This window comes from Vibrio sp. St2 (assembly GCF_947311885.1).
GTDB classification, from domain to species: Bacteria; Pseudomonadota; Gammaproteobacteria; order Enterobacterales; family Vibrionaceae; genus Vibrio; species Vibrio coralliilyticus.
On record NZ_CAMZNA010000002.1, the window covers coordinates 703,252 to 726,767 of the forward strand.

At 43.3% G+C, this 23,516-nt stretch carries 23 protein-coding genes; 11 read left to right on the top strand and 12 right to left on the bottom strand.

Going from position 1 to position 23,516, the window contains the following annotated elements; genetic code table 11:
• Positions 1 to 45: 45 nt before the first annotated feature.
• Positions 46 to 2,040, top strand: a complete 1,995-nt coding sequence (locus tag QMA41_RS09655; RefSeq protein ID WP_281629500.1) for a hypothetical protein — start codon at positions 46 to 48, stop codon at positions 2,038 to 2,040.
• Between the two features lie 412 nt (positions 2,041 to 2,452).
• Here the strand turns inward: QMA41_RS09655 and QMA41_RS09660 are convergent, their stop codons facing one another.
• Both QMA41_RS09660 and QMA41_RS09665 read right to left on the bottom strand, forming a co-directional pair.
• The gene (locus QMA41_RS09660; RefSeq protein ID WP_281629501.1) at positions 2,453 to 3,049 is read right to left on the bottom strand and encodes a tyrosine-type recombinase/integrase; all 597 of its coding nucleotides are present in this window, start codon (positions 3,047 to 3,049) and stop codon (positions 2,453 to 2,455) included.
• Between the two features lie 151 nt (positions 3,050 to 3,200).
• Positions 3,201 to 4,028: an NAD(P)-dependent oxidoreductase gene (locus tag QMA41_RS09665; RefSeq protein WP_171339814.1), complete on the bottom strand. Its 828-nt coding sequence runs from the start codon at positions 4,026 to 4,028 to the stop codon at positions 3,201 to 3,203.
• Positions 4,029 to 4,175: 147 nt separating this feature from the next.
• On the opposite strand from QMA41_RS09665, the gene QMA41_RS09670 reads away from it, so the two are divergent.
• The 5 genes from QMA41_RS09670 (at position 4,176) to QMA41_RS09690 (ending at position 8,494) form a co-directional block, all read left to right on the top strand.
• On the top strand, positions 4,176 to 5,057 hold the full coding sequence (locus tag QMA41_RS09670) for a LysR family transcriptional regulator (RefSeq protein ID WP_253817434.1): 882 nt from the start codon (positions 4,176 to 4,178) through the stop codon (positions 5,055 to 5,057).
• A 238-nt stretch (positions 5,058 to 5,295) separates the two neighbouring features.
• Positions 5,296 to 5,994, top strand: coding sequence for an IclR family transcriptional regulator (locus tag QMA41_RS09675; RefSeq protein ID WP_281629502.1), 699 nt, complete (start codon positions 5,296 to 5,298; stop codon positions 5,992 to 5,994).
• A gap of 123 nt (positions 5,995 to 6,117) precedes the next feature.
• Positions 6,118 to 6,807: an SDR family oxidoreductase gene (locus tag QMA41_RS09680; protein WP_281629503.1), complete on the top strand. Its 690-nt coding sequence runs from the start codon at positions 6,118 to 6,120 to the stop codon at positions 6,805 to 6,807.
• 187 nt (positions 6,808 to 6,994) lie between these two features.
• Positions 6,995 to 7,333: a cytosolic protein gene (locus tag QMA41_RS09685; RefSeq protein ID WP_281629504.1), complete on the top strand. Its 339-nt coding sequence runs from the start codon at positions 6,995 to 6,997 to the stop codon at positions 7,331 to 7,333.
• A 321-nt stretch (positions 7,334 to 7,654) separates the two neighbouring features.
• On the top strand, positions 7,655 to 8,494 hold the full coding sequence (locus QMA41_RS09690; protein WP_281629505.1) for a class I SAM-dependent methyltransferase: 840 nt from the start codon (positions 7,655 to 7,657) through the stop codon (positions 8,492 to 8,494).
• Positions 8,495 to 8,570: 76 nt separating this feature from the next.
• Here QMA41_RS09690 and QMA41_RS09695 read toward each other — a convergent pair whose 3' ends face one another.
• The 3 genes from QMA41_RS09695 to QMA41_RS09705 form a co-directional block, all read right to left on the bottom strand.
• Complete coding sequence (locus tag QMA41_RS09695; RefSeq protein ID WP_281629506.1) at positions 8,571 to 9,473, bottom strand: GyrI-like domain-containing protein; 903 nt, start codon at positions 9,471 to 9,473, stop codon at positions 8,571 to 8,573.
• 668 nt (positions 9,474 to 10,141) lie between these two features.
• Positions 10,142 to 11,068, bottom strand: coding sequence for an alpha/beta hydrolase (locus tag QMA41_RS09700; RefSeq protein WP_281629507.1), 927 nt, complete (start codon positions 11,066 to 11,068; stop codon positions 10,142 to 10,144).
• 37 nt (positions 11,069 to 11,105) lie between these two features.
• Positions 11,106 to 11,504: a hypothetical protein gene (locus tag QMA41_RS09705; RefSeq protein WP_171351543.1), complete on the bottom strand. Its 399-nt coding sequence runs from the start codon at positions 11,502 to 11,504 to the stop codon at positions 11,106 to 11,108.
• A 265-nt stretch (positions 11,505 to 11,769) separates the two neighbouring features.
• Here QMA41_RS09705 and QMA41_RS09710 point away from each other — a divergent pair, with 265 nt between their 5' ends.
• The gene (locus tag QMA41_RS09710; RefSeq protein WP_281629508.1) at positions 11,770 to 12,687 is read left to right on the top strand and encodes an AraC family transcriptional regulator; all 918 of its coding nucleotides are present in this window, start codon (positions 11,770 to 11,772) and stop codon (positions 12,685 to 12,687) included.
• Between the two features lie 88 nt (positions 12,688 to 12,775).
• Here QMA41_RS09710 and QMA41_RS09715 read toward each other — a convergent pair whose 3' ends face one another.
• Positions 12,776 to 13,660 (bottom strand): LysR family transcriptional regulator, encoded by an 885-nt coding sequence (locus tag QMA41_RS09715; RefSeq protein ID WP_038160342.1) that lies wholly within the window; start codon positions 13,658 to 13,660, stop codon positions 12,776 to 12,778.
• A gap of 117 nt (positions 13,661 to 13,777) precedes the next feature.
• Here QMA41_RS09715 and QMA41_RS09720 point away from each other — a divergent pair, with 117 nt between their 5' ends.
• Positions 13,778 to 14,449, top strand: coding sequence for a type 1 glutamine amidotransferase domain-containing protein (locus tag QMA41_RS09720; RefSeq protein WP_171351546.1), 672 nt, complete (start codon positions 13,778 to 13,780; stop codon positions 14,447 to 14,449).
• Between the two features lie 52 nt (positions 14,450 to 14,501).
• Here the strand turns inward: QMA41_RS09720 and QMA41_RS09725 are convergent, their stop codons facing one another.
• The gene (locus tag QMA41_RS09725) at positions 14,502 to 14,885 is read right to left on the bottom strand and encodes a helix-turn-helix domain-containing protein (protein ID WP_045986453.1); all 384 of its coding nucleotides are present in this window, start codon (positions 14,883 to 14,885) and stop codon (positions 14,502 to 14,504) included.
• Between the two features lie 150 nt (positions 14,886 to 15,035).
• On the opposite strand from QMA41_RS09725, the gene QMA41_RS09730 reads away from it, so the two are divergent.
• Positions 15,036 to 15,578, top strand: coding sequence for a nuclear transport factor 2 family protein (locus QMA41_RS09730; RefSeq protein WP_281629509.1), 543 nt, complete (start codon positions 15,036 to 15,038; stop codon positions 15,576 to 15,578).
• Positions 15,579 to 15,896: 318 nt separating this feature from the next.
• Entirely contained in the window at positions 15,897 to 17,456 is a 1,560-nt protein-coding gene (locus QMA41_RS09735) for a methyl-accepting chemotaxis protein (protein ID WP_281629510.1), read from the top strand.
• Between the two features lie 85 nt (positions 17,457 to 17,541).
• Here QMA41_RS09735 and QMA41_RS09740 read toward each other — a convergent pair whose 3' ends face one another.
• From QMA41_RS09740 to QMA41_RS09760, 5 genes are all read right to left on the bottom strand, one after another.
• Entirely contained in the window at positions 17,542 to 18,198 is a 657-nt protein-coding gene (locus tag QMA41_RS09740; RefSeq protein WP_281629736.1) for a DUF1826 domain-containing protein, read from the bottom strand.
• 381 nt (positions 18,199 to 18,579) lie between these two features.
• Positions 18,580 to 19,458, bottom strand: a complete 879-nt coding sequence (locus QMA41_RS09745) for a 6-carboxytetrahydropterin synthase (protein WP_281629511.1) — start codon at positions 19,456 to 19,458, stop codon at positions 18,580 to 18,582.
• 395 nt (positions 19,459 to 19,853) lie between these two features.
• Positions 19,854 to 20,552 carry a VC0807 family protein gene (locus QMA41_RS09750; protein WP_019276295.1) on the bottom strand — a complete coding sequence of 233 codons (699 nt, stop codon included), beginning with the start codon at positions 20,550 to 20,552 and terminating at the stop codon, positions 19,854 to 19,856.
• A gap of 179 nt (positions 20,553 to 20,731) precedes the next feature.
• A complete protein-coding gene (map, locus tag QMA41_RS09755; RefSeq protein WP_281629512.1) occupies positions 20,732 to 21,514 on the bottom strand; it encodes a type I methionyl aminopeptidase in 783 nt (260 codons plus the stop codon).
• Positions 21,507 to 21,731 carry a ParD-like family protein gene (locus tag QMA41_RS09760; protein ID WP_006961764.1) on the bottom strand — a complete coding sequence of 75 codons (225 nt, stop codon included), beginning with the start codon at positions 21,729 to 21,731 and terminating at the stop codon, positions 21,507 to 21,509. Before QMA41_RS09760 ends, map begins: the two co-directional genes overlap by 8 nt.
• 328 nt (positions 21,732 to 22,059) lie before the next feature.
• Between QMA41_RS09760 and QMA41_RS09765 the strand changes: the two genes are divergently transcribed.
• Positions 22,060 to 23,367: a hypothetical protein gene (locus QMA41_RS09765; RefSeq protein ID WP_006961766.1), complete on the top strand. Its 1,308-nt coding sequence runs from the start codon at positions 22,060 to 22,062 to the stop codon at positions 23,365 to 23,367.
• The last annotated feature ends 149 nt before the right edge of the window (positions 23,368 to 23,516 follow it).

Genomic DNA, 23,516 nt, shown 5'->3' on the forward strand with positions numbered 1-23,516 from the left:
GAATTAGGTTTCCAGGAATCAAATCATTTAAGGAATATTCATCTCATGTCTGACGATCCCTCAAAAGCAAAAGCAAAAGAAGAAGACCTTTACAACAACTTTTATGAAATCCTCGTTGAACTTTGCAAAAAGTTAAGAAAACGCTTTTCTACAAAAAAAACAGAATATAAGAAAGCTTATCAATCGCTTTTAGAAGAGCTGATAGTATTCAATAAGCTCATCGACCGGGTAAGATCTGGGCTTACATTACCTTCTGAAGAATTAGGACGATCTGCGACATCTGAAGACCTCAATCAGATTGTCTATGGCACATTTAAAACTCTCACAGAGCAATTTTTTGAAGATTTTTTGACGCTGGATTCCGACGAATCCCTGCAACTGATGCGTGAACAGATTCTTGGATTTTGGTCGAGCAATATTTATTGGGCAATGACTGATCATGAAGTGGTTGAAAAGCTGCAAACCAAAAAAGACAAAAGTGCCAAACTGTCGGAATTTCAGAAATCTTTCTACACCCAGGCGATGGATTCATGCCATCAGTTAGATCAACTTTTGCAATTGGTCATTTGCATTAAATTAGAGTCCGGTACCCCGTTAGAGAGTCGGTTTGATGTGACATTGCAAGAAAATAAAATTGACGAACTGTCCAAGCAAGATATCAAAGCTTTGAAATTTGATAAAATAGAAGCCGTCGAATTAAAATGGACGATGAATATTAAAGGCGAGTCAAAGTCCATTGAAGGTTCGATAACTCCCAAAGATATCCGCGTTCTGAAAAAACCTCCTGAGTTGAATCTTAAGTCGATGAAAAGACGCCTTCGCTGGTCACTCGATTTACAAGCCCCGACTGAAGCTACACAATCTCTGAGTATAAGAGAGTTGGATGAAGACCATCGCAAAGCCTCAAAGAGTTTATCTAATTCGTTTATTCTTGGAGGATGGCGCGTAAGTAAAAAAATGGATACACAAGTGGTATTAGAGCCCCCTGAGTATTTAGATTGCTTGTTGCCAGGAATCGATTTCCATTTATCTATCAATAGTGGGTCACGCAAAGTGCTTAACTCCTTTCGCACTGCACTGGAAATTCATTGGGAGATTAAAGGAAGAAACAACACCAAAGTACAGTGGTTTCATAAGGTGTGTAAAACGAGTGATAAAAAACACTTTACCTTAGAAATAGAAGAGCGAGCAGGCGCCAGCGAAGGTGCTGATAAGAAGAGACTAACCTCAGCTGATGACCTGTTTAATATGTGGATAAAGCTTTTAGAATCTAGCCCCGTCAATTTCGATCCAATCTTTGCGGATATTGAGAGATGTTTGCGAGATAACAAAGATTTTATAATACCACCTCGAAAGTCGGCTACAGAAGCAACACCACCTTTGAAGAAATTTAACCAAAAGAGCAATAAAAATGCCAGTTTAACTTCTGAGGAAACCTCATTGTGCTTGAAGTTGAAAAATATCCCGGACCAAATTTCAATGCCTAATGTGGCTAAACTCATCAGTGAGCTAGGGATTGCTGATGAGTCAGACAGTGACGACGATGAGCGCTTTGAAAGTGGGGGGAGTGAACCTGTGCACGGAGAAGGCTTGTCGCCACAGGACGCGGTTCGATATGCCGGTCGAGAGCTTACTCCTGAGTACACTAACTCAGAATTACCGGAAAATCTTAGACAAATCCCAAATAGTGGCAGTGGATTAAATTGTTTGATTTTATCGGTATTGACCGCCTTGTGGAGAACGGATCAAACGGAGGAAATACTGGCAGCTGCCAATGAGATTCGACAATTTGTTGGGTACTCGGGTATGTTGACTGTTGATGGTCCTGGAGCCACCAGGGTTATTAATTACATTGAAGCGGCCTACAACAGAAGAATTCAATTGATAGAAGTACAACCCATTGATGGTCAATGGCAGCTGACGGGGAGAAGCCATAACGTGGGTTTTAACGATCGTGAACCCATAGTTGTGTCGTTTAGAAACTGGCATTTTGAAGCCATCATTGAGAACAGCCTCACAACTGGAGGAACTCTTGATTAAACTACACGAACCTGGAGTGACGATTCCCACGGCTCTAAAGAGTCGAGTCCAAAAGAGCATAATGCGTCAACAACAAAAGATGGCACAGTAACGAAAAAAGGCGATAGAAAAATGACTAATGACCAGTAAAGACTCCATCAGCCATCAACTGAATTAGTCACGACTTAATCTGACAGGTACCAAGTCGAAAAGTGGCTAACTGTCAGATCAGGTCTGAATTAGTACAACTTAAATTTCCTTACCCAAATCCATTCTAGCTTAAGCTTAACCAAGTTCTCTGCTACTTTGAAAATTGTAGTCACAAACTTCATTGACAGTCATCAGATTTGTTATCACCATCCAGTACTGCTATTTCTGACTCAGAAATGGACATAGGCTTTTCAGAAGAAAAGTCTATAGTAGCGACTACCTGTCAGCAGTCTGTTTTTTCAGACAGCCTCAGTGCGTCCTCTAGCTCAACTCCAAGGTATCGAATTGTGTTATCTAGCTTCGAGTGCCCAAGCAAGATCTGTACAGCTCTGATATTTTTCGTTCTGGCATATATTAAAGTAGCTTTGGTACGTCGCATGGAATGAGTGCCATAATAATCAGCATTCAATCCTAATTTTTCAGCCCAATCTCGAATAATTGAACGATAAAATGAGTAACTGATAGGTTGTCCAGAGCGTCGACAACTGGGGAATAGAACGCTGTTTGCCTCTAGGGACGCTGCAAAAATCCATCGGCTAATACTTTGCTGTGTTCTCGGAGTAATCTCATAGTGGACATCGGTTCCAGTTTTTTGCTGGATACACTGAACCCTTTCATAGATAACTCCCTGCGATGAAACATCATAAACGTGTAACTTTAGTAAGTCACTCGCTCTTAACTTGCTATCTATAGCTAGGTTCAGTAGTGCGAGCTGCATAAGATCGTTTTCAATCTCCAGCCTAGTTCTGATCCGCCAGCTCTCTTCAAGCTTAAATGGCCTTTTGATGCCACTGCATTTTCCAGAAGATAACTGTCTCATAATGACCTCCTCTTAGTGCTATTGGTCAACATGAAGTTTGGCTGTTACATTTAGTTGGGGTCAGGGAAATCTGAAACGTTGGTGGACAGAATGAGTTAGATGATTCAACCTAACTCTTCTCATTTCTAAGTGCTTTAATACTTCAAAGTATCTACATTTTTATTGCAGAGTATGTATTCAAGCCTTTCCAAAATGGTTGATCTGCCTGATGCTTCTTGTGACTAACACGAGGCTCACTTTCTGTTGCCAAATTCATGTTCCAAGCATCAAATGCATCTGATTTAGGGTCATAGCCAAGTGCCTTTTTGGTTTCTGTAATGTCTAATCTTTTGAATCGGTTATTTGAGATCCCGTGAGCGATAATGAAAGGCTCATCGTTTAACTGTGACTCAATACTATTAATGAGTAATGAGCACAGGTCTTGTGGTTCGCTCCAAGCACTTAAGTCTCGTGCGCTCATTTGCTTCCACTCTTGTTGATATTCAAAAGCGCCAATTCGTACCGCAACCACTTCGATATCTTTTTGATATGCGTAATACGCACCTAACCCCTCACCAAATACCTTGCTGACTCCATATAAATTCTTCGGACGTGTCGGCATATCTTCTTTTACTTGAATATCAAGTGGGTAGCCCTCTATTGTTTGAGCGCTGCTAGCGTATATCACTCGCTTAACTCCATTTTCATAAGCACTCTGGAAGATGTTGTAAGAACCAACAATGTTAGCGGGAAGTAGGTGCTCAAAAGGAGTGTCGGGAGCAGCAAGCCCTGCTAAGTGAACCACAGCATCAATATCATTATCTTCAAATACTGAGCGAGTAGCTGCAAGATCACCCACATCTAACTTGATTCCTCGTTTATCCACCACATTTAGATCAGCAAGAATCAAATTGTATTCAGGAAACAGAGCATCAATATGCTTTACCAGTGCAGAACCAATTCTTCCGTTTGAACCTGTGATTAAAATTGTTTTCGACATTTGTCATCTCCACTCATAAATGCGCCCTAACTATGAACACGATGGTGATCAGTGATAAAGCGGCTAAATTTTAGATTTTGTCTTTCTATTTGCGAGTAGATTAATTACCATTTTGATATGAATAAAATGATATAAATTAATACTGACATGAACACTGCTAATATCAATGTAATGATGCTCAAGACGCTAGATTCTCTGCGAGAGACTGGCAGCATCAGTCGTACTGCTGAACAACTTCATGTTACTCAATCAGCGGTGAGTCACGCTGTGAAAGCTCTGGAAAAAACGTTAGAGACGCCAGTGGTCATACGCCACCCAAGGGGAATATCGCTTACGGCAGCAGGGCTAACCGCCAGTGAATCTGCAACTGTAGCGCTAGAGGCAATTGATAATATTTTAAAGTTAGCTTCTTCATCTTTGTCGGGAACGGTGAGCATTGCTGCTATTAACTGTGTTTCGAGAGTCATTTTGACCGAGGTGTTGAGCACGGTAAGAAAAACCCATCCAAATGTAGAAATCAACCTATTCACTGGAACCGATCAAGAGGTAGAGCACTGGGTCAAAAGTGGTATTGCCGATATTGGCATCGCCTACAACATGGAGCCATCATGCAGTGAACTGCTGTTTGACGATGAGTTTTATTTCATAACCCCCTTTGGGCAAGCAAAAACATCGAATATAGATTTGAGTAGCTTAGACAGTAAGCCAATTATTGTTTCATCCTCGGGGTGTGAGATTTTCATCCAAGACCTATTTGATCACCATCAACATGAGCTAGCGATTAAGACTACGGTATCAGATACAGCGGCACTGTTTTCGATAGTATCTTCTGGCTATGGGACTTCTCTTGTACCTGGTTTAGCATTTCCTAGTGATTGGAAATCGTTGGTCACACGGCAAGCTGTTTTGCCAACCTTAACCTGCTCATTAAGGATGATGTGTGCCCAAGGGCAAGATGAAAATGCTGCCGTTCAAGCGCTCATGGAGGAAATTAGAAAGGTGGCATTGAGTAAGAGAAGTCTGATTTAATTGCTAGAAAGCCCAATTGTGTGGTGCTAAGTTCAGTATCCCTAACACTGAATGGGGCAAAACCTGTATTAACGAGATTAAATGAGTACTGAAGTGCAAACTGTGAAGGTCCTTGCCAGAACTGCTCTAGAATTACCACCGAATTTTGTCAGCTCTCCAACCCAACTTATTTATGATGCGCTGTGTGGGTTATATTAAGTCTTAGTGATTTATCTAACCTAGTTCCATAGAGACGCTAATGACAACCAAAATCCGTAGCATTCAGTCTATCGAGCGTACCTTCTCTATACTTGAGGTACTTTCTCTTCACCCAACTGGACTCTCTCTACAAGAGATCAGTAACAGAGTCGATATCAACAAAACAACGGTTCACGGCTTGCTCGCAACACTTCATTCACTTGGCTATGTGATGAAAAGTAAGCAAGGTTATAGCTTGGGGCTGCGCTTTCGCGAGCTATCTAAACCTTTGGAACAAAAGGACGAGACTATCCGAACGCACTTTGCTCCACTCATCGGGAAAATGGCCCAGCTCACCCATAACACTGCCTATCTAGCGGTTCAAAGCGGCTTACAAGAATATCTCTATATAGATGCTATAGAACAAGATAACCTTCTCACTATTCGCAGTCCGCGTGGAAAACGTGAGGGGTTAACGTCATCAGCTATCGGCAAAGTGTTTTTAGCTTTTGATGAGGGTCTTTTACGAAATTTACGGCTCAATAATCAGATCTCTAACGCGCTTGAAGCAGAGCTTACAGAAGTGAAAAAGCAAGGCTTTGCCCTAGATCTGGAACAAGCTGAGCCCGATCTTCATTGTCTCGCTATCCCGCTTTATATTAATGGTGAGTTTGTCGCAGTCGCTGGCGTAAGTGGCAATGCAAAAGAACTCAAGCGTGAGCGGCTCATCCATTTTGCCGGTACTTTTCTGAGTAAGTAGATAAGCTCAGCTAAGCTGAGTTTGATAATGTCGAATCTCGCCCAGTTATCCATGCAATCTTGAGGTAATCGTAGCTCTCTGTAATAGGCTTCTTTTACCCAAAGAACCTATTGAGGATAAATTATGTTTACTGTACTGATTACTGGGGCTAATCGCGGTCTTGGCCTTGAGTTTGTTCAACAATATCTTGCAAAGGGTTGGAATGTATTAGCTGCTTGCCGTGCCCCAGAGCAGGCAAGTGAGTTGGTTAACTTATCTGAAACCCATAATATTGAACTGCTTAAGTTGGACGTGACCTCTGAGCAGGATATTAACCAACTTGGCAAACAGCTAAAAGATCGCCCAATTGATCACTTAGTCCTCAATGCAGGTGTTTTAGGTGAAGATTGTGCAACACTTGGTGAAATGACTCAGTCCAAGTGGCTTGAAGTTTTGAACATTAATACCGTTGCACCAGCCCTTCTTATCCAAACGCTTAGAGAAAATGTTGCTGCTAGCAAGCTTAAAACTATTGTTGGTATCTCAAGCCGAGTTGCCAGCATTGGTGACAACAGCTCTGGCAATATGTATAGCTACCGTACATCAAAAGCTGCGCTTAACCAGATCCTAGTCTCTGCAGCACGAAACCTAGCAGAACAAGGGGTTAAGACCTTAGCGGTTCATCCTGGTTGGGTTCAAACAAATATGGGGGGTAAGGATGCAACCTATACTCCACAAGAGAGTGTGGCAGGTATCATCAATGTGACAGAGTCTTTAACACTAGAAAGGTCTGGTAGCTTCCGAGTATTTGATGGCTCAAACATCGAGTGGTAATAAACAGTTTTTAATATGTGTAATTCATAGACATCCATTCAACTGTACTGGATGTCTATGGACAGAAAAATCCAGACAAAAGCTACAGTGGGTAAAGATGTAGCGGCTAAGTAAAGCCACTAATTCTCTGCTCCGCTCTCCCCCTGATAGTGATACAATCCCCGCATCAGAATTACCGAGAAACTCTATGTTTATCCATCATGTTAATGGCATCGACTGGCTGGTGATTACCGCCTTTGAAGAACTGAAACCTCTATTTATTGAAGACGCTGGTGCGCTCCCTTCTTGCTTCTCTGCAGCCAGCGAATTGAGCCTGATTGATCAAGCCAAGCGCACTTATGGATATTTACCTTCACTCGACGGCGTAGTCACTGATACTGGCACTTTTCAAAGCCGTGATAACGATGAAGATTTAAATCCACAGCTTGCGTGCCTAGTTGAGGGACGTGGTCGGGTGTTTATCTACCACGGTGGCTTTGTCGCTTTTGTGGATGACGAACAAACCTTTATTACTCGAATGAACTGAAAACTATCCGGTAACTTGAAATCGGTGAACTGCCTAGTAAGGATTGGGGCATCAATTCGCCAGTAGCTTTGCTAGGTTGACTCTAAACGAGTGATACCCCCATCCAACCCTGCTTTCTGAAACTGTTAGCTACCCCAATTGACCCCGCTCTTAACTTGCTATAGTCTCAGCGCGATTTTTACTTCATCCAAAAGGAAGCACTTTCAATGATTAACAATAAAAACATTACTTCTTTAACGCATCCTTACTGCATTTTAGGGACAACATCGGCCCTGTAGTTTGTTGTGAGGATGGCAATTTAATCATTGTCGGAATTACAAAATGTTTGAAAAAATTAACAATGCAACGGCTAAACCTGCTGTTTGGTCAAAATATACAGCGGATGTCCTATGGACTGACAGTCACATAGCAAAGCAAATGCTGGAGTTTCATCTAAATCCTGCTTTAAGCCTTGCCTCTAGAACGTCGCCTTTCATTGACGAATCTGTTGCATGGCTGGTTTCTGAATTTAAGTTAAACGAAACCTCCAAGGTCATTGATTTTGGTTGTGGTCCAGGGCTTTATACTCATCGACTTAAAGCAAAAAGTATCGGCACAGTTGTTGGTTTAGATTTTTCCAAAAACTCATTGAAGCATGCGACAAAACAGGCTGAACAAGCAGGCCTAGATATTGAGTACAACTATGGGAACTATCTTGAATATAGTGATTCACGAAAGTTCGATTTGATCACCTTAGTTATGTGCGATCTGTGTGCTTTGAGCCCAAAACAACGTTCAAAGCTTTATGGCAAATTTAAGTCACTGCTTGCTCCAAACGGCTCGATTGCACTCGATGTTTATACGGAAACAAGATTTGCCAATCAAAATGAATCTCTAAATCTTGAAAAGAACTCTATGAATGGTTTCTGGAGTAACAAGGATTATTGGTGCATTCAGTCCTCTTTCAAATATGAGGATGAGAAGGTTACTTTGGATCTCTATGCGATCTCTCAGGAAGACAAAGAGTGGACGGTGTTCAACTGGCTTCAGCACTTTACTGTTGAAACTCTAAGTCAGGAACTCGATGCTCATGGCTTAGAGATTAAACGAGCTTACAGCGATCTAAAGGGTGCACAATTATTTGATGGTGATGAGATGGCACTAGTTATTGGCCACAAATAGCTTGGTACTTGACTAAAAGAGGGCATTGCGCCCTCTTTTTGCATCAACGGTTTTCGGGGTCCGCTACCTTGAACCATTACTGCTTAATCGCAGTACAAAAGCTCACATCGGAGTGTTGAGTCACTGGGTCATAACTGTGGTAAAGCTCGAAACAAGGTCGATCATCGTTTTCCATTCCAGAATTAATCACGTTACTCATTAGATCATCCCATGCTTTTGAGTACTGATTAGGCTTGGTAATCATCTGACGCATAACCGCGTAATCGCCACCCGGAAAGTCCTGCAGTTCTATATTGCCCGGTACTTCCGTGTCTTCTGGCACCATTAAGCAGATATCGGTACGGCACTTATCATTTGGGGTAATTTCCGGATTGTCGTGAAAAATAAAGATGCAGGTGTTTTCTGCCAGTCCCTTCATTCCAGCCCACTGATAAAGGCGACTTGATGGTTCCTGATAGCCTTCGCCATAAGGACCAGTAACTCGAATATAGGCTAGTTTTGTTGCTTCAAACTTTTGAATTTCCATTGTCTTGCTCCACATCGTTGGTTCCGAGCCAGTATATGGATCGCCACTCTCGCCTTCGTTTCCATTCTTGCGCAACGTGTGTCCAATCTTGCTGTTTCGTGCCAGTTTGGAAAATTCTTGATAGTTTTCACAATCTCTAAACTCAGTTGGTGTTACGCCATAGTGCTGCTTGAATGCCTTAGCCAGACTCTGCGAAGAAGAAAAACCATACTCAAGTGCAATGTTGAGTATTGGTTGCTTAGACTTGAACAGGTCATCAGCAGCGGCGGCTAGTCTCAGGCGGCGAATGTAGTCAGCCAGAGTCTCACCCTGTACCGCTTTAAACGTGCGATGAAAATGATATGGCGATAAGTTAGCCAAGGCGGCGACTTCTGGCAGGTTTAAAGGTTGGTTAAAGTGTTTTTCCAGATAGCGAATGACTGGAGTTAGCCGTTTTTTGTAATCAACGCGCATTCTTGGTTCATCCTTGCTTTATTTGCTGAAAAGCCTACCCCACAGCACGCTCGCTTCAAAGCTATGATTGGATAAATGTATAGCGTGTCTCGACAATTCACCTAAGACAAGAACAACTGTCAACACTTGGAAGCCGCACATAGCAGGCTGAAGGATGATATAGCAGTAATAGTATGTATCTGACTGATATGCAGAGAGTTGTGTTTAGTAGATCATGAGTGGTTACAAAATGACCATTGTAAAGAAAATCAAAAAGAGGAATATGGACTTAGGAGCTGCAAACAGGAGATAGTTTTATGACTTTATTTCTGACAATCATGATTTTTCTGAGCTTCATGGCTATGCTCGCTATTGGCGTTATGTTTTCCCGCAAGCCTCTAAAAGGAGGTGGATGTTGCAAAGCATCCGACGTAGATAGTATTACAAAAAACAACATCAAGAATCGCTCTGATACTTAACTGAGTAAACGTGCTCTGAACATCGACTCGAACGATTCTGGCACAATAGATTTGTTCACCAATTTGTCTTTCAACACCATTGACTCTTAGCGCTATGTGTTAGCCATGCTGCTAACTCTTTTTCTACATAACGAGTCAGTATGAACCTAGAGTTGCGACATGACAAAAACGCTTTAGTGCAAGCACACTAAAGCGTTTTTCTTGATCAGATTATTTATTGAAGAAATCCGCTACAGCATTTGCTGATAATGCTACCGCTTCTGGTTTGTAGTAAAAATCGACATGACTAAACTCGCCCAATGCTAGCACTTCGTGCTCATTAGTTAGTTTCTCAATAAATGCAGTTGAGCAAATCGCAGTTGGTGCATCCTGACCATATACCACTAATGTTGGCTGCACGATTTTGTCGGCATAATGCTCACAAAGAGAGAACAATGATTGCATTGGTTGATCAGCGACATGCATGTTAGTGAAATTCTCGACCGCTACAGGACCTCGATAGCCATCACGGCCATAATAGTCATAGGTCTCGCCTGCCATTTCTGGGAAAGCTGCTTCACCAACAAACTCCTCTTTCGACTGTTCGTCGGTCAAACCAAATGGAGCAACATAATCTGGCTTACCTGTTGCAAACATTTGCTGTTTCGATGCGTTTGCTGCTGTAATCATCTGGTGAGCCATTGCTTTATCCGTCCACTGGAAGGCATCCGCAGCCATCATTCCTGATACTAGGGCAATCTTTTTAATACGATGGTCAGTCACAGCGGAAGACGCCATGATTGAACCACCTTGGCAAATACCAAGGCCATAGATTTCATCGACATAAGGTAGCGAGCCCAAGAAAGAAACCGCATCCCATGTATTCTCGATTAAGCGAAACATGTATCGAGATTGCATGTGCTCTCCAGGAAGTGATGGAGAATCCCCCATGCCTAAGTAATCAAACGCAAGGAAGATAAAACCACGCTCTGCCATTTCTGGACCGTAAGTGGCTAGCACCTGCTCTTTGACTTGTGGGAACGGGCTCGCACCAAGAATTGCTTTGTATTTTTTCTTCTCATCAAACCCTTCTGGCAGGTACATATTACCAACGAGTTCCACACCAAATGATTTAAATGTTACTTGTTTAATATTCATCGCTATACCTTTTGTCTCTGTCGCTCTATGGGATTGATTAGTTTTCAAATACAGGAATCAACTCTAATGTGGTTGCTTCATGCTTCTCTTTATCAAACGTTAAACGCATTATTGGATAAATAAGCCCTAGTAACTTTCGATAGGCTTTATTAACTCGAGGAGTCACCATTTTTAAGTCATCAGGGACTTTGCCATTCACGAGCACTTCTAGATCACCGATTTTCATCGCCCCATTTGGTCGACAATCAGTGCTCGGGGCGTTGATGAATGCGTCATACCAACTACGCTTGCTGAACTTATACTGTCTGATAAAAAATCTACCTTCTGTTTGCACAATGGTGATGTCTATAAAGCGGTGTTCGCCACATCTAATTTGATGCACTTTTTGACCATCAACGGCTTGAATCAACTGATTCAACCTTGCTTCATTTCGCATGATAGTTATCACCCCGTATAAGCTGTCTCGTAATTGATAGCGTTATCTTAGGCGGGAATTGCTGAAGTAGCAGTGCACAAAACCACGAGAGTTGTATACAAATCTCCGAGATGCCCCTTTTCGTTATTTTGTATACACATTACGGTGTTTTATGTACTGTGATATTGCCTAGGCTAACGCATAGTAGCTTTAGCAATAACCGACATTTGCGTGAGTTATTGTCTTTGACTGGCGCCAAAGTTGCGTTACGAAATGAGGTTTAACTATGAAAAAATTCCACTTTGATACGATTGTAGAACAAAATGAAATCCTTGGGCTTCGCCCACCAGAGCACCCTCTAATTGACGTGATAAAGATAAGTTCAAACAGTGATGATAACCAATTGAACTGCGAAGAGGATATTTCACTTTCTACTAGCTTCTACTCGATATCGCTCAAACATATCATTTCTGGTGAGCTCATGTATGGGCGTACGCGGTACGACTGCTCGAATGGCACCATGCTGTTTTTTGCACCTAATCAAGAGGTATCCGCCAGTGGAATTAAAGTGGATGCGGTAGCTCGAACTATCTGTTTTCACCCAGACTACATTCGTGGCCACAAGCTACAAGATGAGATAAGGAAATATCAGTTCTTCAATTATTCTGTCAATGAAGCTCTTCACCTTTCACCAAAGGAAGAGCGACATATGGCAAATATGTTTGATGCACTTGAGCTTGAAAACAGCAATAGCCTGGATGCCTTCAGCAAAGAGCTTATTTTGTCACAAATCAGCACTCTACTGATGTATGCCAACCGTTACTATCACCGCCAGTTTTTAATGCGCAAAGAAGCAGATACATCTGTATACGATAGATTTTCGGTGCTATTGGAGGCTCGCTTAGAAGCTGTTGTTCAAGAGTCGGCTACAATCCCTGAAGTTGAGGAGCTAGCTCAAGGCATGAAAATGACCAGTCGATACCTAAGTGACGCTCTGAAAGCGGAAACTGGCAAAACAACCAAGGATTGGATTCATTATGCTTTAATCGAAAAATCAAAAGATCGCTTGCTTTCAAGTAAGGATTCTGTGGCGACTATCGCGTACGCTCTTGGTTTTGAATATCCGCAATATTTTTCACGTCTGTTCAAAAACAAGGTAGGGATGACACCATCTGAATATCGAGCAGAAAACATTCGTCATTGACAGAAAGTTGCACTCAGCAAGAGTTAAAAATTCTTATACTCGAAAAGACTGCTATCTCTTTTTGCGGGAAATAATTCATTAATGGTATTTACTCTTGCCAATCGGCAAAATAAGAGACCAAGTAATCTATCGCCATTCTCGCTTTCTGAGGTAAAAACCGTCGATTCTGATACACAATCCAACTGCTTGATCCTTTTCCCCAAAATGGTTCCAGAACTGGAATCAGTTTCCCTTCTTCAATCGCATGGTTAAAGCTGCTTTTGGGTAAATACGCGATACCGAGGCCTTGCTCACAAGCTTCAATCACGGCTGTGGAGTTATTGCTGCGCCATCGACCATGAACACGGACGGCATTTAGTGGTTTACCTTCATGTTCGAACAGCCAATGATCATTGTTGGCAATAATACAGCTATGTTGCTTTAACTGTTCAGGATGAGTCGGTTGCCCAAATTGTTCGAGATAGTCACGACTTGCAGCAGCGGCCATAGGCCTGTCTGCCAATTTTCTTGCCACTAATCCTGAGTCATTAAGCCGACCATAGCGAATAGCAAAGTCGATACCGTCTTCAATGAAATTGACCATGCGAGTATTGAAATCGAGTTCCACCGTCAAATCTGGGTACTTCTTTGCAAACGCCATCAAAGCCGGCGCTACATAATTCTCCGCAAATGCCCCTGCGGCGCTCACTCGCAGCGTACCACTGAGCTGAATGTGCTGTGAGGAAAGCTGCTCATTCGCATGCTGAAGCCCGTTCACCAGCTCTTTGCATTGGCGATAGTAAATTTGCCCGGCATCCGTCAATGACACCATACGCGTCGATCGGGCAAGCAACGCCACCCCAACACGCGCTTCAAGTCGGGAGACTTGCCGGCTAACGTGACTCGTACTGCATCCCAGCTGCTTCGCCGCAGATGAAAACCCTTGGCTCTCCGCTACCGCAACAAACTCATTGATCCCTTCGAAACTGTCCATACTCACCTTTGCTATATGGCAATAATGTTTTGCAGATTACCCATATTATCAATCAAATGATTCACAATTAGTATGTGGGTGAACTAAAAATATGAGTCAGCGAGAAAGGATAGAATCATGAAAAAAGTACTAATACCTGTCACTAATCACGCCACACTAGGCAGCACAGAGCAAGCAAATGGCACATACGCGCCAGAACTCACTCACGTGCTTAAAGAGTTAATCAACGCTGGTATTGAATACGATATTGCTTCGATCAAAGGTGGTAAAGCACCGTTATACGGGACAGATATCGAAGGAGATAACGTTAATGCGGAGATCTTGGCAGATGATGATTTCCTAAATCGTATCAACAACACGATTCCAGTATCTCAGCTAAACAGTGACGATTACGATGCCATTTTCTATCCGGGTGGTTTTGGCTTGCTGTCTGATCTTGCCGTCAATAAAGACTTTGCCACGATCGCCGCTAAACATTATGAAGATGGTGGTGTTGTAGCATCGGTATGTCATGGCCCTGCGGCGCTGCTTCCAATTACACTAAGCAATGGCGAGAAGCTATTGGCTTCTAAGTCGGTAACAGGCTTCACCCGAGAAGAAGAAATCGACTTCGGCACTATTAACGATATTCCATTCTTACTGGAAGAGTCACTAGCACGAAGTGCAGCACGCTTTAGCAAGGTTCAACCTTGGCAAGAGCTTGTCATTGTCGACAAACGTGTCATTACAGGCCAAAACCCAACCAGTGCACACGGTGTAGGCCAAAAGTTGGTGGAAATTCTAGCTTAATAGATTTGGCATCAAGGCATAAATTCCACAGCCTGCCTTGGTGCCAGCTCTTCTATGCATTTCTCTCGTCGTAAGCTTTGCGTGCACGTTCAATATCCTGCCTATGGTCATCAGCCCACGAGACTAATTGATAAAGAGGCTTAACTAGCTCTCGTCCCATCTCCGTTAAGCAGTATTCTACTTTTACCGGTACTTCGGGGTAGACCGTTCTATTCACATAGCCCTCTCGCTCTAAATCTCTCAATGTTTGAGTCAGCATCCGTTGAGATATGCCTTCAATCCTTGATTTTAAAGAGTTGAACCGATCTTCCCCATCCACCAACGCAAACAAAATCAAGAGCGACCACTTGTCACCGATTTGCGAAACCACATTGCGCACCGCGCAATCTTCATTGTTATGAAAAACTCGTCTTTCAGCCTTAGCTTGTTGAGCCATTTTTTGCCCCCTATCAAAACTCTAAGCGCCGCGTAGGTTACCAAAATGTGCCTAGCGAACGTATAAGTGCCTTCTTGTTATGTAGGTTACTAATAATTACTATAATGATCAATGTATACCTAAACAACAATGAGTACCTTGGAGAGAGCCATGCTAAAACTAATCACATCCACTATTCTTTTGCTATTAACTACAACGAGTTATGCGCAATCATCAGACAACTTAACGATTGACCTACAAGAGTTGCAGAAACCAAACTGGACTGAGCAGGAGCTGGCCAACGCCGAATTGATTACCGATTTTGTGCAGAACTTAATGAATGACCATAACTTTGATTATGTTCTGGAACACTACAACGACAGCGCTTATACACAACACAACCGTAACTTGCCTGACAAAGTGACAGGCTTGGTTGGCTTCCTGAAAGAGTTCGTAGAGGATTACCCTGATTACACCTACGACGTAAAACATATCTATGTGGATGGTGACTACGTGATTTTCCATTCACATGCCACTCTGGATAAGGAAGACCGAGGGAACGATGAGAAAGGCATGAATATCATTGATACGTGGCGCATCGAAGACGGCAGAATTGTTGAGCACTGGGATTCAATTCAAGCTCTAGACTTCTCGATGAGACTTTATTCTCTGCTAAGTGGCGGTGATATCGAAAACGCTAATGGTGTATTCTAAATCCCCCAGCACATACAAACATATACAAAGGGCGAGCATCGCCCTTTGCCATTTCTGAGATCCCCCTACCTGTTGACGAACGCTTTCATATGCGTCTATCAACGACCCTAGAAAATCTATCTAACTCTATGTTTCACCTAGCTATTAGGCGACACAGCCGCCAAAGTAACAGAAATGTGACGATCTACTGGAGTTTTAACTCTATTTACTAAAGTTATTACAACTTATGCAGACAAACTAATAACTATTAATACTGTTGCTTATTGCTATCAAGCTCCAGAAAAAACTTTTAAGCAGATTTGCATAGAGACGTTCAGAATGAAGAAAATAATCCTAATCGCGGTTTGTATCATGTTTGGCATTGCGGTGGCCGCCAGCATGATCTCAACCTACCTCATATCCAGCCAGAAAATCGATGAGATCATACTCCATAAATCACAAGTCCAAGCCGAATTCCTCGCTGGCAATGCAGGCTACATTCTTGAAAACTCACAACAACCTCTTAAAGACCTGCAAGCGTTAGTCAGCAAGCTGAAACAACGCTCTGATGTTAGCTATGCAATTGTGATCGACAGCAATGTCACCGCTATTGCTCACAGTGACAAACAGAAGCTCAATAAAACTTATGAAGACAGCTATACCGTAGATGGAGCAACGAGAGGCGTGCAGCAATACTCAAAATGGTATGCGGATGTACAGCAAGTCTGGGTGTACGACATTATGGCGCCAATCTATGTCGACGGTAAGCTATACGGCACCTTTGACATCGGTATTCCTATTACCGAAGTCAGTCAGGCGACAAATGGTATTGTGGCGTATCAGTTGACATCTATGGTGGTGATCTTTGTGATTTGTGTGGCGCTGCTCTTCCTTCTGCTGGGCAAGTTGATGCAACCTCTTTCGGTACTGAAAAATGCTCTGCATGATATCTCTCAAGGGAACGGTGACTTGACGGTTCGCCTACCTATTAAAGGGAATGACGAAGTCGCTCAGATTTCTTCTGCATTCAACGTCTTTGTCAGCAAAGTCCATGAGATCATTTCTCAAGTGGTCAGTACTGGTGCAGAACTTAACAACTCAGCGACCGCTCTTCGGCAACAATCTCAACAAGCACTTGCCAGAGGACAAGAGCAAAACGAACAAACCATGCTGGTTGTGACATCAATGAACGAGATGATCGCGACGGTCAATGAAATCGCGTCCAATGCTGCTGGTGCCGCAAATGCTGCGAGCACAGCAACAAATGAAGCCCAAGAAGGCCACAAAACTATCGAGAGCACGACCACAGCGATTACTAACTTGGAAACCGAGATGAACAGCACGTCAAATATCATCGTGAGCTTGGCCGATAATACTCAGTCAATTGGTTCTATTCTCGATGTGATTAGAGGGATTTCTGAGCAAACCAACTTATTGGCTTTGAACGCTGCTATCGAAGCCGCTCGCGCCGGTGAAGCTGGTCGAGGGTTTGCTGTTGTTGCTGATGAAGTACGTAATCTAGCAACCAAAACCGCTCAGTCAACCGATGAGATTGATGCGATGATTAATCGACTGCAAACCGAAGCTCAAAGTGCAGTGAGCTCAATGAACAACAGTAAAACCTTGATTGCTCAGGGCACGTCACAAACTCAATTGGCACGACAATCACTGGAAGAAATCACCACCCAAGTCATGACCATTTTGGATATCAATACACAAGTAGCAACCGCCACAGAGCAGCAATCTACCGTGGCCAATGAGATCAACATGAACATGGACACAGTGAGCAACTCAGTGAAGCATGGCCTTAGTGCCAGCGAACAGCTTGAACAATCCAGTCAGCAACTCGCAGAGCTGTCACAAGTGCTCGACAGCCATGTGGGCTCTTTCAAAATCTAATCCGCGCCATACCGTCGACTAGATACTGTCGAAAAAGCCAGTAACCACAGTTACTGGCTTTTTTATTTGCTTGCCATCAAGCGGCTTAGCCGAAGTCCAATGTCATCAGTAACCTTGGTTGATCAGACACATTCGAAGGTGAGCGGTGTACTAAGCCTGTCTCTTCATTGCCTTCCCATCGTCCACCCTTTAGCAGCGCAACATCGCCGCAAACAAGCTGCTGAATGTCAGACTCCTGACGATATAAACCAGAGACTGAATCCGGCTGTCCGTTGGCGCCACGTCCTAGTTTTGTGCGATCGAGTACGTGGTTGGATAACCATTGAGTCGCAACACCATGGTATGTGGTCACTAAACGACAAGGCACTTGGTCAACATGAAAACGTGGACACATAGCGCCGCTCAGTGTCGCTAAGCGCAAACCAGCCTGCTCTATGTCGAACAGATAACAAAACATATCAACCAGCTCAGCCATGTTCTCTAACAGCTTTTTAGGCGCGGTGCCATCTGTCGCGTAATCTAGCGCTTCATAAGCCGATTCTGGCGATAGAGTCAGAGATTTGCTGAGATTCGGATTTGCAGCTACAAATTGGCTTACATCATCAAAAAATGCCGGGTCAAAGTGACGTCGCCAAATCGCGATGTTGACCTCGTCCTGATAGATGTCCCCCAACACAGTCGGTTGCTCCCCTAAACTGAAACTGGGCACCTCAATTGACGTATCTTGGGTACTGATGACCATCGGTTCAGCGACAACTGCATTCATTGAATGACCTCCTATGCGGCAAACGTATCGTATTCCTTTTACAACCTTGCCTGTTATCGATTGATAGCAGCAAGGCCAACTATCGAAACGTTATAACATAACAAATAGAAAAAACAAAAACAGCTTGCGGCCTAAGATTTACCGAGATGAATGTATAAGCTTAAATTAAGGTGGTAGGCGCCGAGTGCAACTCATTGAGTTTGAAAGGCATTAGCGTGAAAGCCAATCACTGGCTGTCAAAAAGAGAGATAGGTAAGCCCGCCAGATGAGATGCTCAACCTTCTCTCCCGAGAACGTTGAGCGAGTATGCGCTGTAATAAATGAAACGCGCAGCGGGCTATAAGCGACTTAGTTCGATTAGCGGAACGCCATGGCACCCTTGCCCACGCCTTCATACGCGATGATCTGCAAGGATTGATTAGACTCTAGGCTTGGCTTTATTTGATCTGCAATATAGCCAGCTAACAGCTCGACTGTAGTGTCGGTTGGCAGAATTTCGGTTTCACTCTTCGCGATAGCTAACTCAAACTCACCCTGTGGCGCAGTATAGCGGAAACCATAATGGCTCTCGTCTGAGATAATTTGAGCGCGTGGGCTCAAATTCAGCTTTGTTACGGATACCTGATCTTCGACTGAACCTAAATAGATATCTTCCCAACGTTTTGCGAACGCCGCTTCTTTCTCATTATCACGTTGACCATCCACCAATATTTCAACCGGAGATCGGTGACCATGCGCAATGCGCTGACAGTTACCATCGTGCTTTTTCAGGCCATGAGTGTAGTGATAAAACGCGCCGGCAATATTTTCGTGGCGAAGTGTGATTTCTAATCCAGTTACGTTGCTTGGCAGATTATCACGGAGGATGTGATAAACGTGCTCAGTCAGACTTTCGATAGTGATCGCTTCTGCATCAATCAAGCAGTAAGCTTCGTCTGGACATTGAAGGTGGATGCTTTTGTTGTCACGCATGACATCCAGTGTGGCATAGCCGGGCTTGCTTGTGTTGTGAACGACAGCAGCGCTTTTCATCGGCACTAGCAGACGGTGATCAACATACAGATCGACGAGGTGTTTAATCTGCTTCTTTACCTTGCCAAAGTCTAACACCATGCTCATTTCATTGAGCTCACCCGACAAGGTCGCATCTAAAATCCAACTATCTCCCACGATGCCTCTGTGTTCACAAATGAATGAAGAATCGATAACGGTAAGATCTCTTACAAATAGGTTCAAGTTGAACTCCTTACTACTTTAATGAGATACGGGAGGCTGATTAACATTTCAGCAGGCACTTCGTCTCATTATTTGTGGTTGAATGAATTGGAGTGGCAGGATGTTACAACGGCTTTGCGAAGTCCACCTTTTTTGAATCTCTTTCACAAGAAAAGTGCAATATCTATGCAATACTCGCTAAAAGTCATGTAATTCTCTAAGCAGCCACACCTTAACCGGGGTTAGACTCTACATTTTAGGCGATCAGAGGAAAACCCGCTTCAATCCTTGAGCTGCTCATATTTCAACCTCTAATATTGCTCACGCCAGCCAAAATAAAACAAGCCTGAACGGTTATCCGCTCAGGCTTGTTGGGGGTATCTATGTTCTTCGGCTTGAATCTACCGATGAGAGATCTACTTGTTGGTATGGAATATCTGCTCGGTTTCCAGGGAAGTCATTGCTCGAATTTGACGCCATAGGTAATAAAAAATACCAAACATCATCAGCATGCTTGGAATCGCAATGGCTGGATAGCTGTACAGAGTGAGCTTGCCCAACTCTTCGTTAAATTCAGGCGTGCCTGCAGGGCTGGTGACAATCCAAGTTGCAAGGAAATAGTTCATCGCAGAAGAAAACGCAAAGGTACTGGCGAATAGATAGTTTGATGACATCAGGCATCGCTCAAACTCTTGAGATTTACCGTTCTCTTCAAGACGTTTGGTGATCAAAGAAAGGTTTAAAACCGTGTCGTTCAAGAGCATCTTCTGCATTAGTGGGTAGCGCGTAAAAGTAGAGCCCAACACCGCTAAGCCGATCAGTCCAGGGATCAATGCTTCTTTTAGAGCCAACCAACGCGTATCAAGCTCCAACAGACCGATGCCGCCAGTCAGTAACACACTGACAAAACCAAGCGCGGAAATAAAGTTGAACTTCTTGTTACGGATAAGATCCATACCGCCGTAACCAATAGGGAAGAGCAAAGCGACCACAAGAGCCATTGCCGTGCCTAGGTGCTCTTCACCACTAAACTTCATCAATATGAATGAAGGGATGAATACGTTAAAAAGGATCTCAAATAATGGATTCGACTTTTTCGCCGTCGTGTTGCTCATAATTTCCTACTAACTCTATTATGTCGGCTGCTATTTACTTTGGGGGAAGTGTTCATTGCTTAGCGCAAGATGTAAAGCGCTAAAACGTCGAGTTGTGTAACGACTTATTAAATACATAAGCAACCAATACATTGACTCAAATGATACGTAACCCCACTCGAGTCAACTCTATCACAACGCTAAGCGCAGGACTTCTCTTCATTTCGCAGCGTCAGCACTTCATAACCCGTACTGGTTACCAGAACTGTGTGTTCAGATTGGGCGGACAACTTTTTATCACGGGTCACCACCGTCCAGCCATCTTTCTTTGTTTTTACTCTCGCCGCTCCCTGATTGATCATAGGTTCAATGGTGAAAACCATGCCTTCCTTTAAAGTCAGCCCGTGATTGGGCATTCCGTAGTGAAGCACTTGAGGCTCTTCATGCATTTCACGACCAATACCATGCCCACAATATTCCCTGACAATGCTGTAGCCATGAGATTCAGCATAACTTTGAATCGCATGACCGATATCCCCCAGAGTGGCACCGGGCTTCACTTGTTTGATTCCCTGCCACATGGCAGTGTAAGTCACTTCAACAAGCTTTCTCGCTAACGGAGTGGCCTCAGGCATCACGTACATCTTGCTTGAATCCGCAATGAAGCCGTTCTTTTCCAGTGTGATGTCCAGATTGATAATGTCTTTAGGTTTCAAAAACTGGGAAGCTTTCGGGACTCCATGACAAACCACTTCATTGATCGAAGAGTTCAACACGTATTGATAGTCATACTGCCCTTTGCTGGCAGGGCGGGCTTTCAACTCATTAACAATAAAGTCTTCCACCTTATTGTTAATCTCCATTGTCGATACGCCGGGTTGCACGTAGCCATCAAGCATATGGAACACCTCAGCAAGCAGGCGACCAGATTCACGCATTAACTCTGCTTCCGCCGCAGTTTTGATGATGACGCTGTTATTCAACCGTTTCCCCTTCCGCTGATGCCACATTGGCTGCTGAGACTTCTGCCGACTTCATCAGGTCAGAAATAATTTGATTGAACGACAGCTGAGGATGTAGCTCTGCCAACATACCCATTTTGATCCAAAACTCTGCCTGAGAGTTAATCGAACGAGACATCACGGAGCTGGCTTTTCTGATCTCTTCATGCAGCTCATCTGAAATTTTGACAATACCCAATATTATACGCCTTATATACGAAGTGTATATTTATTGTATATATTGCGCTTAATCCGTCAAGCCAATTTCTGATCAGGTGAACAGAGGATTTGGAGCCTTGAATAGCAAACCAAAATACTCCTACTTGGGATTAATGGTCTAACCAGATATTGATAGCGAATCACTCATTCCTTACTGGGTTTGGTAATGCGCTATTGTTCATATTGTGTAGGAGTATTCGCACATAATGACTGGTTGACAAATGAGCAACAGCTGTGGTGCTCTAGGCAAGCAGACGCATCTAAAAAATACCGATTAAAGTAAAGTTCTAGACGGGGTATTGAAGAATATGATTACCGATTACGCAAAATATCTAAGCTCTGAGCTTCCAAATTACTGGGGCGAGATTAAAACTTCTTGGAAATCGCCAGAAAGTGGCAAATATATCTATCTAGAACTCACAAGTGGTCACCCTTTTCTTAAACACGTTGAAGACTTTGTTAACGAAAATATCTCTGCAAGAAAAGTTGTTTCGCCGACTGCTGAAAACGCTCGTATGCACTATGCCTATGAGATGAAAAACAACCCTCAAAATAGCGAAATGATCGTTTCGAGAATGACGCGGAGAATGAAAGAAGGTAAGGGCGATGTTAAACCTCCAGAGTCAGCAAATATCTCGATTCGTTCTTTGAAAATCATCTATAACAAAGAGTTGCTAGCGACATATAAAGCGTTTCTCAATACCAATTACTCACTTGGCGAAAACTCAGCTAATAAAATTGGTGCCACCAAATTCCAGTCTAAGTTTCAAAATGACACAGAATATACGGACTTCTGTGCACCGGTGCTTAATCGAAGAAATGGCGAGTTGATGCTCTTTCACGGCACCTCACCTTATATCGGTGATTTAATTGCAGGTGGAGGGTTCAGACCAGACCTAGGGAAGAAAAATGCGAAAACAGGTTGCTATGGGATGCTTGGTCAAGGTGCATATTTCTCAGACAATTTCTCGAAGATTATGACCTATTCGACCTGTCCACAGTGTGGTGACTATCGCTGTTTTTGCAGAGATAATACAGGCCGAAAATTCAGTAAAACAGCGCTAATCTCCAGAGTTTGCCTTGGACACTCTAAACTGTTTCCTCACCTTATCCATAAAGCGATTCCATTCACATCTGCCAGGAATGATTTTAGAAAAGTGAGTTCAGATCACGCCAAAGAGCTGGGTTATGATTCGGTCATTTCCAGAGGTACCAACAACAACTTCTGGAATATATCCAGTGGCAACAATGAATTTATGATCACTGGTGCCAGCCAAGCTTATCCGGAGATTATCTTTGATTATGTAATTGGTGAAGATAACGTGTCTGACAACAATTACTTTATCAACCTCATTTCAGGTGCATTGGCGAAATACGATGGCGCAACTAAATTTCGACAAAGCAGCCAATCCAAACACGCTGTCAGAACACTGAAAAACTTAGTAACACGCAGAGAGTCCGATAAACTGGTAACTGCGGTAAATTACTATATGTCGGTCTCAATCAAAAATAGCGTATTAGCCAGTCAGTATGGCAATCCCCTCAAGCCAGGATCGCGCCTGCACAAAATGCTCCAGACTGCGATGGTAGAAAGTGGGGCCTATCAAGATTATTAAACAATTCTCTCAGACTGTGTGGCCTGACTAACTCAGGCCACAATCTGACGGACTCCTGCTCTGCATTTCTGCTTGAGATCGCTGCGTTTTCCTGTACTTTACCTGATATTCGCTTGAGCATTTTTCGAGCCTTTCGCTTTCTGCATTTT

Coding starts and splice junctions, on each gene's coding strand:
- QMA41_RS09655 (WP_281629500.1), top strand. CDS start 46: ATGTCTGACGATCCCTCAAAAGCAAAAGCAAAAGAAGAAGACCTTTAC.
- QMA41_RS09660 (WP_281629501.1), bottom strand. CDS start 3,049: ATGAGACAGTTATCTTCTGGAAAATGCAGTGGCATCAAAAGGCCATTT.
- QMA41_RS09665 (WP_171339814.1), bottom strand. CDS start 4,028: ATGTCGAAAACAATTTTAATCACAGGTTCAAACGGAAGAATTGGTTCT.
- QMA41_RS09670 (WP_253817434.1), top strand. CDS start 4,176: ATGAACACTGCTAATATCAATGTAATGATGCTCAAGACGCTAGATTCT.
- QMA41_RS09675 (WP_281629502.1), top strand. CDS start 5,296: ATGACAACCAAAATCCGTAGCATTCAGTCTATCGAGCGTACCTTCTCT.
- QMA41_RS09680 (WP_281629503.1), top strand. CDS start 6,118: ATGTTTACTGTACTGATTACTGGGGCTAATCGCGGTCTTGGCCTTGAG.
- QMA41_RS09685 (WP_281629504.1), top strand. CDS start 6,995: ATGTTTATCCATCATGTTAATGGCATCGACTGGCTGGTGATTACCGCC.
- QMA41_RS09690 (WP_281629505.1), top strand. CDS start 7,655: ATGTTTGAAAAAATTAACAATGCAACGGCTAAACCTGCTGTTTGGTCA.
- QMA41_RS09695 (WP_281629506.1), bottom strand. CDS start 9,473: ATGCGCGTTGATTACAAAAAACGGCTAACTCCAGTCATTCGCTATCTG.
- QMA41_RS09700 (WP_281629507.1), bottom strand. CDS start 11,068: ATGAATATTAAACAAGTAACATTTAAATCATTTGGTGTGGAACTCGTT.
- QMA41_RS09705 (WP_171351543.1), bottom strand. CDS start 11,504: ATGCGAAATGAAGCAAGGTTGAATCAGTTGATTCAAGCCGTTGATGGT.
- QMA41_RS09710 (WP_281629508.1), top strand. CDS start 11,770: ATGAAAAAATTCCACTTTGATACGATTGTAGAACAAAATGAAATCCTT.
- QMA41_RS09715 (WP_038160342.1), bottom strand. CDS start 13,660: ATGGACAGTTTCGAAGGGATCAATGAGTTTGTTGCGGTAGCGGAGAGC.
- QMA41_RS09720 (WP_171351546.1), top strand. CDS start 13,778: ATGAAAAAAGTACTAATACCTGTCACTAATCACGCCACACTAGGCAGC.
- QMA41_RS09725 (WP_045986453.1), bottom strand. CDS start 14,885: ATGGCTCAACAAGCTAAGGCTGAAAGACGAGTTTTTCATAACAATGAA.
- QMA41_RS09730 (WP_281629509.1), top strand. CDS start 15,036: ATGCTAAAACTAATCACATCCACTATTCTTTTGCTATTAACTACAACG.
- QMA41_RS09735 (WP_281629510.1), top strand. CDS start 15,897: ATGAAGAAAATAATCCTAATCGCGGTTTGTATCATGTTTGGCATTGCG.
- QMA41_RS09740 (WP_281629736.1), bottom strand. CDS start 18,198: ATGGTCATCAGTACCCAAGATACGTCAATTGAGGTGCCCAGTTTCAGT.
- QMA41_RS09750 (WP_019276295.1), bottom strand. CDS start 20,552: ATGAGCAACACGACGGCGAAAAAGTCGAATCCATTATTTGAGATCCTT.
- QMA41_RS09765 (WP_006961766.1), top strand. CDS start 22,060: ATGATTACCGATTACGCAAAATATCTAAGCTCTGAGCTTCCAAATTAC.